The organism is Erwinia sp. (assembly GCF_031978025.1).
In the GTDB taxonomy this organism is placed as follows: domain Bacteria; phylum Pseudomonadota; class Gammaproteobacteria; order Enterobacterales; family Enterobacteriaceae; genus Erwinia.
This window is the reverse complement of record NZ_DALZCD010000130.1, coordinates 2209-11848: the sequence shown is the minus strand read 5'-3', so window position 1 is coordinate 11848 and position 9640 is coordinate 2209. Positions and strand designations below refer to the sequence as shown.

Annotated in this window: 9 protein-coding genes; 4 read left to right on the top strand and 5 right to left on the bottom strand. The window is 49.7% G+C overall.

Going from position 1 to position 9640, the window contains the following annotated elements:
- Positions 1–279 precede the first annotated feature (279 nt).
- Both RTK32_RS12015 and RTK32_RS12010 read left to right on the top strand, forming a co-directional pair.
- The gene (locus RTK32_RS12015; protein ID WP_312044226.1) at positions 280–1398 is read left to right on the top strand and encodes a PIN domain-containing protein; all 1119 of its coding nucleotides are present in this window, start codon (positions 280–282) and stop codon (positions 1396–1398) included.
- Between the two features lie 316 nt (positions 1399–1714).
- The gene (locus tag RTK32_RS12010) at positions 1715–2923 is read left to right on the top strand and encodes a type II restriction endonuclease (RefSeq protein WP_312044224.1); all 1209 of its coding nucleotides are present in this window, start codon (positions 1715–1717) and stop codon (positions 2921–2923) included.
- Between the two features lie 34 nt (positions 2924–2957).
- Here RTK32_RS12010 and RTK32_RS12005 read toward each other — a convergent pair whose 3' ends face one another.
- Entirely contained in the window at positions 2958–4391 is a 1434-nt protein-coding gene (locus RTK32_RS12005) for a DNA cytosine methyltransferase (protein WP_312044227.1), read from the bottom strand.
- A gap of 377 nt (positions 4392–4768) precedes the next feature.
- Between RTK32_RS12005 and RTK32_RS12000 the strand changes: the two genes are divergently transcribed.
- Together RTK32_RS12000 and RTK32_RS11995 are read left to right on the top strand one after the other, a co-directional pair.
- Positions 4769–5413 carry a recombinase family protein gene (locus RTK32_RS12000; RefSeq protein WP_312044222.1) on the top strand — a complete coding sequence of 215 codons (645 nt, stop codon included), beginning with the start codon at positions 4769–4771 and terminating at the stop codon, positions 5411–5413.
- 266 nt (positions 5414–5679) lie between these two features.
- Positions 5680–6075, top strand: a complete 396-nt coding sequence (locus RTK32_RS11995; protein ID WP_312044220.1) for a hypothetical protein — start codon at positions 5680–5682, stop codon at positions 6073–6075.
- A gap of 30 nt (positions 6076–6105) precedes the next feature.
- Here RTK32_RS11995 and RTK32_RS11990 read toward each other — a convergent pair whose 3' ends face one another.
- The 4 genes from RTK32_RS11990 to RTK32_RS11975 all read right to left on the bottom strand — a co-directional run.
- Positions 6106–7614, bottom strand: coding sequence for a conjugal transfer protein TraG N-terminal domain-containing protein (locus tag RTK32_RS11990; RefSeq protein WP_312044218.1), 1509 nt, complete (start codon positions 7612–7614; stop codon positions 6106–6108).
- Positions 7614–7979, bottom strand: coding sequence for a hypothetical protein (locus tag RTK32_RS11985; RefSeq protein ID WP_312044216.1), 366 nt, complete (start codon positions 7977–7979; stop codon positions 7614–7616). Before RTK32_RS11985 ends, RTK32_RS11990 begins: the two co-directional genes overlap by 1 nt.
- Before the next feature lie 14 nt (positions 7980–7993).
- On the bottom strand, positions 7994–9448 hold the full coding sequence (locus RTK32_RS11980; RefSeq protein ID WP_312044214.1) for an integrating conjugative element protein: 1455 nt from the start codon (positions 9446–9448) through the stop codon (positions 7994–7996).
- 9 nt (positions 9449–9457) lie between these two features.
- A partial coding sequence (locus RTK32_RS11975) for a TraU family protein (RefSeq protein WP_312044212.1) occupies positions 9458–9640 on the bottom strand: 183 nt, incomplete at its 5' end.

Genomic DNA, 9640 nt, shown 5'->3' with positions numbered 1-9640 from the left:
CAAAATAGCGGACATACTACTCAATAATAACGTCCGCTTTGTGCCAGAAGCGGACCTTTCTAAATTTATTGCATGTCAAACGACTGGGTGTAGGTCTGCCATGCAGATTTTATTACATTGTTTTCACGATAGATTTTTGACAAGATAATTCGTCAGCTTTTTTTAGGAGATGAAACAGAAATTAAAAAAAGCTCTGCTGATATTTATTTACTTGAAAAATCTCCTTGTGACGGTCATTTCAAGTCTAGTAGCTTAACGAAAATTAATTGTAGGAATGAAATGTTAATACTAATAGATACAAACATATTCTATAATAACTGGAAGATGTCTAGCGCTATGTTTCAAGTGCTGTCTAACTTTATTGAAAACACAACGGGAAATGAACTTATTCTACCTTTCGTTGTGTTTGAAGAAACTCAAAAGAAATACAATGAGGAGGTTGAAAGATTACAAAAGGAAATATCACAACTAAAAGGAAAGGTGAAAAAACTTTCAGGAAATGATTTTTTTATTGATGATCTGGAAGAAAAGGTAAAAGATTTTAGATTCAAAGATGAATTATTGAAGATGTTCCCCAATACACATATTATACCATCATCGTACATCGATAACGACTTGTTATTAAATAAAGCAATATTTTCCAAGCGGCCATTTAGAGACAATGAGAAAGGCTATCGAGACGCCTTAATATGGAATGGTCTAACACAATATCTACACAAGAGGAATTTAGAGGATGAGATTGTTTTTATTACAAACAACTCTAATGACTTTATGTCCCCAGGCAAAAATATTAAAGAGTTTCATTCTGATTTGAAAGAAGATATAGCCAATCTTGGATTGCAAAATGAATTTTTAATCTATAACTCATTGAATGAATTTATAAATATTCATGTAGACCAAGATTTGCATAGTTCTTTACATGGATATATAGAAGAAATAGAAGAGAGGTTCATAGAAACCATTGAAGATGAATTTGAAATCTTCACGCCGACTCATATGAGTAATTTAACTTTAGATGAGTACGCATTTCTATATGAATCATCTGGTTTCAATGGTGCAATAATTAGAATGTGTAAAGGCTTTAATTTTGATGTCATAGAGGGGACGGAAGATCCATCAATGCATTCGGGATTTAAACTACCTGGCAATAAGTATGCATTTGAGTATTCCTATAACTTTAGAATATGCAGCCTTGAATTTTTCATTGATACAGTGGTTTATCATCAAAACAAAAAAAATATAACCAAGGAATTTATGAACGTTGAAGTCGGCCAAACAATCACAAAATTTTGCTCGTACCCCAGAATTTATTTCTTTGGTAGTGGCATTATTGACCTAACTAATGATCACATTGAAAAAATAAACATTGAAGACTTGGGTATAACAATGAATTTTTAAATTGAGTGTCTTTTAACATTATTGCTGCAAGCTTCTGACTTTACCGGACCAATCACTTTTAGAAACCCCCAAACTTCTGTCGAGAGATCAATGTCCGCTTCTCGCTCATAGCCGACATTGAGGCAGCTGCAGGAGTTGAGCTTGCCGTGCACCATCAGAATCTGGCGAACTGAAGGAGTCCAGAAGGATTCTTTTCTTTCTTCTGATTACAATCGGGTTCAGCTGCAGGCAGAGCATCTATAAAAGCCTCCCTAGCAGCTTCTGTCTGACTGTGGAAGAATGACGAGTTGAATTCCAAGGCAACAGAGGGATATGCATGTCGGCTTTTCATAACTGGCTACTTGAGATCGCAGGCGGGAACTACTTCGTTTACATTAAACGCCTTTCCGCCAATGACACCGGTGCAACCGGGGGGCATCAGGTCGGGCTTTATTTTCCTTCCGTTATTTTTCAAAGGCTGTTTCCGTCTATCAACCACACTCGTGAGCTCAACCCTTCGGTCGTTCTCACCGCACATGTGTTGTCCCATGACTGCCCGGACAGCGAAGCCCGGGCAACTTATTACAACAGTCGTTACTTTGGTAAAACACGAAACGAAAAAAGGATTACTCGCTGGGGAAGGGGCAGCCCGCTTCAGGACCCTGAAAATACAGGTGCCGTGACGCTTCTGGCCTTCAGGCTTGACGAGCACGGCGGGGACAGTACGGCTGTAGATATCTGGGTCTGCGTCAGCCCGGACGAAGAGGACATCATTGAGGCTGCAATCGGTGAAGTGATCCCTGGCACGCTTATATCCGGTGCTGCCGGACAACTTCTGGGTGGCCTGTCACTGCAGCAAGCTCCTGTTAACCATAAGTACATTATTCCGGAGGACTGGAAGCATCGATTTCCGTCCGGAAATGACATTATTTATTACGCTGCTGGCCATTATTTGAGGCGTACCCTTGATCCGGATGAGCAGCTCATTGACCGCCGGCGCGTCGAGTACGATATCTTTTTGCAGGTTGAGGAACTTCATGTTCTGGACATTATCCGCAAAGGATTCGACACCGTGGATGAATTCATTGCACTGGCCAACTCCGTCAGTAATCGCCGTAAATCCCGCGCCGGAAAGTCACTGGAGCTGCACCTGGAGCATCTTTTCATTGAACACGGGCTACGACATTTCGACACGCAGGCAGTCACTGAGGGCAATAAAAAGCCCGACTTCCTGTTTCCCTCTGCGGAGGCTTACCACGACGCTGAGTTTCCAGCAGAAAACCTGCGCATGCTGGCGGTAAAAACCACCTGTAAAGATCGCTGGCGGCAGATATTGAATGAAGCCAACAGAATTTATCCGGTTCACCTGTTTACGCTGCAGGAAGGGGTGTCACAGGCACAGTACAGGGAAATGCAGGCGGAAGGGGTCAGACTGGTCGTGCCGGCGTCATTACATAAAAAATACCCGGAAACGGTAAGGGCAGAATTAATGACGCTGGGCACCTTTATTGCCGAGCTGATAGGGCTTTATGCCGAACTTCCCTGATTAATCTCCCGGCATACCCTGCCGGGAGACGCACTCAGGTGTTTTCTGCCTTCTCAGCATCGGCAGAAACGGCTTTCAGAATGTAAGGTTCCAGCAGTCTCGCAACCGCTTCAAACACAGGGACCACTACGGAGTTACCAAACTGACGGTAAGATTGCGTGTCCGACACCGGAATACGAAAAGGCTTGCCGTCGGGCTTCTCGAAGCCCATGAGACGTGCGCACTCACGCGGCGTCAGCCTGCGTGGCCGATGCGCCTGATTTTTTTCGTTCGCGAAATCTGTTTCGCCTACAGCCATATCCCAGCCGCGATCAATCAGAATTTCTGAACCGTCTTTGTGATAGCGGGCAGAAAGCGTACGGGCAACGCTTTCCCTGTTTCCAGGATTAACCAGGCCAAAACCGAAGCCGTTCCCCTTAGCCGCGTGCTTTTTAGCGTAGTTGTAGAGATACTCCCAGAGCTTCGGCGTCAGGATATATTTACTGTCAACCACGGGTTCCAGCAGCTCGCCAAATGACGGTCGCTGTTCCGGATAAAAACGACTGACGTCCCGCAGGGTAAAGCCCTGATGAATATTCAGATCGCGGCGGAAACCGATCAGCACGATGCGTTCACGGTGCTGAGGCAGGAAATGCTTTCCGTCGATGACTTTCGGATCGCTTTTGCCCATGTCAGCCGCATCCGCCACTTCATAACCCAGCTCGTCTAGGGTCTCCATGATGACTTTAAAGGTTTTGCCCTTGTCATGGCTCTTCAGATTTTTGACGTTTTCCAGCACAAAGACAGCCGGTTTTTTGGCGCGAATAATGCGCGCCACATCAAAGAAAAGCGTTCCCTGCGCTTCACATTCGAAACCGTGCGCCCGGCCGAGTGAGTTTTTCTTACTCACGCCAGCAAGGCTGAACGGCTGACAAGGGAAACCAGCCAGAAGTACATCATGAGCCGGCACATGCTCGTCAATGTAGGCATAGGCATCAGTTTCTGGTACGTCAGGTTTGTCACTGAGGGTAACTTCCCGGATATCGAGATTAAACGTGTGTGCCTGCTCATCGTTAAACCAGTTGGCTTTATATGTGCGTACAGCCTCTTTATTCCATTCACTGGTAAAAACGCACTGGCCACCGATGGCTTCAAAGCCTTTTCGTATACCGCCAATGCCGGCAAACAGGTCAATAAATCGGAAGGCATAGTCCGGGTGATGTGCTGGCGCTTCCGGCAGCATTTTTCGCAGAAGCGCCTCTTCGGCTGACGTCAGCGACTTAGGTGAACACTTACCATTAATCCAGCGATTAAGAGTTTCGCGAGTCCAATCGTTTTTGCCGACTTTCCTGAGTAACTCGGCCACGTACTTCTGATCATAGATTTCCAGCACATGCTCAATCAGCTTTTTATCATTTTCCTGCCGGAGTTTTTCGTCTATCTCTGCTTTTTCAAGCAGATCCTGTGCCAGTAATTCAAATTCAGACATAATGCCTCCAAGGGGTCTTATAGGTGAAACTGTATCACTCATCTGACCCAGAGGGAAAGGTTTAATCTGGATATTTAAACAGTACCAGCCATCAATAGCTGCTGTTTCTAAAAAGCACCTTAAATGAAGTTTAGAACGGGAAATGGCCCCTTTACATAGTGATAGGAGATTTATTGAGAGGATAATTAAGCGCTCTTTACAATCGATCACGCTACGTGAATTCTGTTTAAAATTCGGCAGGTATGGCATAAAGCGGAGAAAATCGGCCCAGTATACCCTAATGTCACCCCCCTAAAACCCGTCATTTTAACTTTATGTCATTACCTATATGTCATGTATAATAATGACATAACCTATGTGTCACATGCGGGTGAAAAATGTACATTTTTGCTTATCTTCGCGCTTCGACTCATGAACAGGATGCGCAACGTGCAAAAAACCGGCTGGAATCTTTTGTTAGAGAAAAAGGGCATCGGATCGCAAGCTGGTATGTTGAGAATGTTTCAGGGGCTTCATTGCAACGTCCTGAGCTTATTCGACTTCTGGAAAATGCCGCACCAGGCGACGCTATTCTTATCGAGCAGGTTGACAGGCTCTCACGCCTTAATGATGAGGGTTGGCTGCGGCTTAAATCTCTTATCAGTGAAAAACACCTTTCTGTCATTAGCTTGGATTTGCCTACCAGTTATGTAGCGCTGGAAAAACATGTCAGCGATGAATTTACAGCTGCAATGATACGTGCAATTAACGGCATGATGCTGGATATGCTGGCGGCGATTGCGCGTAAGGACTATCAGGACCGCCGGCGCAGGCAAGCTGAGGGTATTGTAAAAGCGCAAGCTAACGGTAAATTTAAAGGAAGGCAGCCTGATCAGACACTTCATAAGAACATAATTCGGCTACGGGTACAGAACGGGCTCAGTATTCGTGATACTGCCTCCTTATGTGGTGTATCAGAGCGAACCGTTATTCGCATAGCAAAAGCTCATATTATTGATGAGGTTAGCCATGAAGAGTTTTAAATATTTTCTTAAAAATCAAATGAATGTTGATCTGTTGCTGTTGGTTTTATCTGTGTTGAACGTAGGCATGAATGTTTTCTTTTGCTTACAGCATTTTCTGTGTCGACCAGATAATCTCGATGCTTTATTCGCTCATGCATGGACGGCATCCGGGGCTGGCCCGTTGATGATAATATGTAACGGCCTCATCTTATATGGATGCATTAGAAGTAGATTGAGATCTAAGAAGTTTAGCAATAGTGATCTGTAATGGCAGAGGGCAGAAGATGAAAAAAAGAGCATTCGAACGTGGCAAACAGGCCGCCAGCTTCTATAAAAAGCTTAAAAATACAGCGCAATTATCAAATGACGCATGTATCAAGTGGGCTAAAAGGCAAGGGCTTCCAACTGTGATTGGGCGACTGATGGTGCCTGTGTGTGTTTCATTTTTCCTTGTCTTAGCAGTATTGAGTGGCTTAGTCATAGGCGTCATTCTGTTATTCGTAGCAACTTTCAGCTATATGATTGCTAGTATCATCCTCGATAAAAATGATTCTGACGATAATCCTATAACGAATAATGACGGCCCAGAATACAGAAATGGCCGTAATGGCTATGGCTATTACTATGGCTCGGACGATTCAATCTTTACCCCCTATACAACTAATGACGATGACGATTAGGAGATTGCCAACCTCCTAATCGCCCGAAGCTTAAAGTTTAACTTGCGCCTTTAATTTGTTGACTGCTTCGCCCCCTGCTTGTTCGACTTTAGCAGTTCCACTTCGCAGTGCTCCATCCAGTGCTCCCCCCACTCTTATTCCTGCCCAGGATAGCGCACCCATCCAGAATGCAGGCAGCACCAGAAACATCGATGCCATAACGAAGTTCATGATCAGATCATCCGAGCTGTTCTGGAAGCCGGCCATGTTGAAACTGCTGTGCGTGTCCGAGCTGTAGAGTGCCGTCAGCAGCCAGCTGTCCAGCCAGCGCGCCAGCTCCCACCAGAACGTCAGGAAGTTCAGGGCGAATACCACAAACGTCAGTGTAATAACTGTCTTAATCTCATACGCTGAAAACGCCAGAATAAGCGGCAGGATAACCACCACGGCCATCAGCAGCACGGCCTGAACCATTGGCAGCGCCTGCCGCATGGCGTCGAACGCCGGAAATGCCGCGACGCTTCCCAGCGCGGTTCCGCCGATCGCCGCGACGCGCGATACAGAGTTATCCAGGGTGAAATCCGCATTGCCGCCGTAGCCGGCATAGACGTGGCCGCCCTGTGAAACCGTCAGGCTTTCCGGGCTCACTAGGCGGCGTATTACGGCCTCGCGGTAGTCGGTCGCATTGCCGCCGATCATGGTCATGGCCGCCGAGAGGCGGGTCCATAAGCCCGGATCAGCCTGGTCCATGACGCGGGCCTGCAGGCCGGTTTCGGCTTTGCTCCACCATTCGCTGCAGGTCGGATAGCCGCCCCGGCCGGTGTCCGGCCGCCCGCTGTCCCGTCTTTCGCTCCACGGAAATGTGGCGCGTGGCGTTTTTGACTGCAGGCTGCCGTAATAGCTGCCAAGAAACGTCTTACTGCCAATCCACTCAATGTCGCGCAGAGTGGATTTATCCTTAGTTTGCCCCTGATCCTCGCGCTTCCACATGTACAGTGCCAGGGAATAGCAGTCGTTGGTGAAATCCTGCAGCTCCTCGGCGAGCCCCTTGTTATTGATGCGCGTATGCTGCACCTCAAAGCGGATCTGGCGCATGTCAGGACGGCAGGGAATGGTGGCGACGGACGCCTGGGTAATACCCTTTGCCAGCTTGTGCATCAGATACCACCACACAGGCGCGGCGGCTGTCTGGTCGTCCAGGCTGGAGATCACGGGCGAATAGCCGGTTTCGTCCGGCGCCTTGGGCGTCCAGGTGCCGCACGTCTGCGCGCGGGAGGCATCATATTTGATGGTCTTGATGTCCACGTTCATCAGCGGCATGCAGCAGGCAATCATGACCAGAAAGGAGGTGTAAATGGCGTGCTCCATCCGGGGAATGGACAGTGCGCCCTTGTTTCCTTCATCCTCACCTTCCTCCCGGACCTTCAGCCAGATGCCGATAAGACGAAAGGCCACCGGGGCGGCAAAAAGGCCGGTACTGAGCAGGATATTCCACAGGCCGTTATTAATGACCCAGCCGAGCAGAGTCAGGAAATACTCCAGGTAACTGTTAGTCAGCATTATGACGCTCCCGTGCCGCTGAGCAGCACCACTTCACACACCAGGGCAAAAATAACGCTGACGGCGCCGATCCGCATAAGGGGCTGTCGGTACTGCGACCTGAAGCCAGGCGCGCGCAGGATTTTCATAAATCCCCACGTCAGGGCGCCGTATATCGTCAGGCGCCACATCAGCCAGCCGTATTTCGCCTGCTCCATCCACTTGCTGAAAGCGGCCGCCTGGTCAGGGCTTTTGATCGCGCAGTCTGCAATAACCATCGCGAACAGCATCAGAACCAGCAGCGTGCCGACAATAAGCAGCGTGCGCTGCAGAACGGGATGACGGCGGAAAAATGAGGCGCGGCGCGCCTCCTTCACGGTTTTCATCGTGTGGGCCTCTCTCATTTACTTTCCGATTCAGGCACCGCCAGACGATTCATGCGGCTGTCCGTGTTGTCATCACTCTGGGTCTGCGGGTTGCTGTTTACACGGCCATTTTCGCGCTCGATGATGGTCAGCACGGAGTTGCGGGACAGCTCGCGCTTGAGCTCCATTTCGTTACGCAACGCGGTAATTTCCCTGTCGATTGCGGTTACCCGGCGGTCGCCTTCTTCAATGGCGGCGGTCTGGGAGGCGGCGTTCGGCTCTGACATGCCGGTGACGATCATACGGCGCATAATCAGCGCCGTTTCCACCGTGTCCGCCATTGCCAGTTCGCCGGCAAGCCGGGCGGTGAGGGCGGCATTATCCGGGTCGCGCTGCAGCGCCCTGATGACGCCGGCGGTGATTGGCAGACTACCGGTTTTCAGCTTCGCCAGGTTAGTGGAGTTGGGCGGCTCGGATCCGTTAACCAGTTTCACAAGCTGATCCGTGTTCTCTTTTGTTGTTTCCTCAAGAATGGGGGCAAAGCCGGTGCCAGCCTGAGTGGCTCCGGGCTGTTGTTCGTCATCGCCACTGGTGCACTGGGATGCATCGGCGCAGGTACGCAGGGAGCTGTCGCCAACCACCTGGACCACGGCTTTTGCCGCCTCTTCGGCGCTGCCATATTTTGCGCAGGCGCCGCCATTGCAGCTGCTGTTGCTGACAGGCGTGGTGCTCAGCACGGGCAGGCTGTTCATCATGTTGTAGCCGGCGGCGGCCAGGTCGTGCGTGGGACGAATGGCGGGCTGATTCTGCCCGCCGCGCTTCTGTCCGCCTATCCAGTTCTGGCCGGACTTGCCCTGCAGCTTTTCAGAGGCGTTATTAACGCGTACCGCATCGGCATCGCCGCTGTTCACAAGCGATTTGTACTCATCCATGACCGCGCTCTGATTCCATTTATTGTTGCCGGCAAAATTCATCATGCGTTTGGACATGTTCTGACAGTTGAGCTGGGCCTTATCAAATGCCACGCTGCCCTGCAGCACGCCGTTGGTCAGCATGTCGTACAGGCCCGGATTGGCGCGCTGTATCACCATAGCCGGCAGGCTGGCGACTGCGCCGGAGGCCCCCTGAATAACGTCGCTCATCAGGTTTTTATAGCCGCTGGTCACGCCGTTCAGCTGATTGCCCACTGTGGTTTTAAGGTCGAAGTTGCCGCACATCAGATCGCTGCTCCAGCCGATATCCATTCCCAGCTTGCGCATGTTGCTGCGCGTGGCCGGCTGGGAAATAACGGAGCCGCCGCCGAGCGTGTAATAAAGCTTGTCGGATACCGCGCCATTGACGTTTTTGCCGTAGCCGATCGCGCTGTCGTTGACCGACGGCAACGAAACGCCAAAGGCGCCGGACCGGTTATCGTCATCAGCCTGTGCCACGCCGATCGATATGCTGACCAAGATCGCCAGAAAGGCTGGCCTCAGTGTGGTTGGTTTCATAGGTGCCTCTTAAAAATTGGTTGCATACAGAAAGGTCTGGCCGCGCCGCTTGCAGCAGCTGTACGGCTGCCACAGGGCGTAGGCTTCATTGCCGTCCTGAGCTGTTGGATGCGCACCGTCAGGAAAGACGGCGCATGAAGCCGAAAGCGTGGGTGCCAGGCGCTGCCATTTATGATTGGCCGTGCCCGTATT